This window comes from Granulicatella sp. zg-ZJ (genome assembly GCF_010892355.1).
Taxonomy (GTDB): domain Bacteria; phylum Bacillota; class Bacilli; order Lactobacillales; family Aerococcaceae; genus WM01.
Genome location: NZ_WNJY01000057.1, coordinates 1 through 1,004 on the forward strand (window position 1 = coordinate 1; position 1,004 = coordinate 1,004).

Genomic DNA, 1,004 nt, shown 5'->3' on the forward strand with positions numbered 1-1,004 from the left:
TGAGTCAACAGGAGTACCTCAACTTACAGTTCCGCAACTTGCGAAATACAAAATATTTTTTCCAAAGTCACTTGATGAAGAAGAAAAGATAGGCTCATATTTCCGAGATCTCGACCACCTCATCGCCTTTCACCAGCGTAAACTTAATAAGTTAAAAATATTAAAAAAGGCTTATTTATCAGAAATGTTTCTCGATGAAAGAAAGCGTATACCAAAAAGGCATTTTTCTAGTTTTATTTATGCTTGGGAACAGCAGAAGTTAGGGAAAATTTTAGAATATGAACAACCAACAAAGTATATAGTAAATTCAACTGAATATGATGATAAAAATAAAATTCCAGTTTTAACTGCTGGTCAAAGTTTTATATTGGGATACACAAATGAAAATAATATAAAAGAGGCATCTGAAAATAATCCAATTATAATATTCGATGATTTTACAACAAACTCTCATTATGTGGATTTTCCTTTTAAAATAAAGAGTTCTGCAATGAAGTTGTTAAGTACAGATTTAAAAAAATATAATTTATATTTCTTATACTGTATATTGAAAAATATAAATTATTTACCACAAAGTCATGAAAGACATTGGATTTCTAAATTTTCTGATTTTGAAATAAAACTACCATATTATTCAGAGCAGAATAAAATTGGTAATTTTATAATCAATATAGACAACCTCATCGCCCTTCATCAGCGTAAATTAGAAAAGTTAAAAAATTTAAAAAAAGCTTATTTAAACGAGCTATTTGTTTGATACCAACGTGTGTATTTATAATTATTACAATATTGACCCAAAAACAGATAAATATTAGCGATAGCAAGCATTATAAAATAACATTTTATACTAAAAAAGCCGTTAAAATAATAAAAACGGCTCTTCGTCAAATTGTGTTGGTGGAGAGAAATAGTGAGTATGTTGGTAGTGAATGGCATTAACCATTCACTACCTTTTTCACATTCTTTTTCTGCCACTGAGAATGGTGTTGTATGATTAAAATACG

At 28.4% G+C, this 1,004-nt stretch carries 2 protein-coding genes; one reads left to right on the top strand and one right to left on the bottom strand.

Annotated elements, in window-relative coordinates; translation table 11 throughout:
* On the top strand, nt 1-757 hold a 757-nt coding region (locus tag GMA11_RS09145), incomplete at its 5' end, for a restriction endonuclease subunit S (RefSeq protein ID WP_205422935.1).
* Here GMA11_RS09145 and GMA11_RS09235 read toward each other — a convergent pair.
* The coding region (locus tag GMA11_RS09235) for a hypothetical protein (RefSeq protein ID WP_205422936.1) at nt 733-1,004 on the bottom strand (272 nt) is incomplete at its 5' end. The two genes, GMA11_RS09145 and GMA11_RS09235, sit on opposite strands and share 25 nt — an antisense overlap.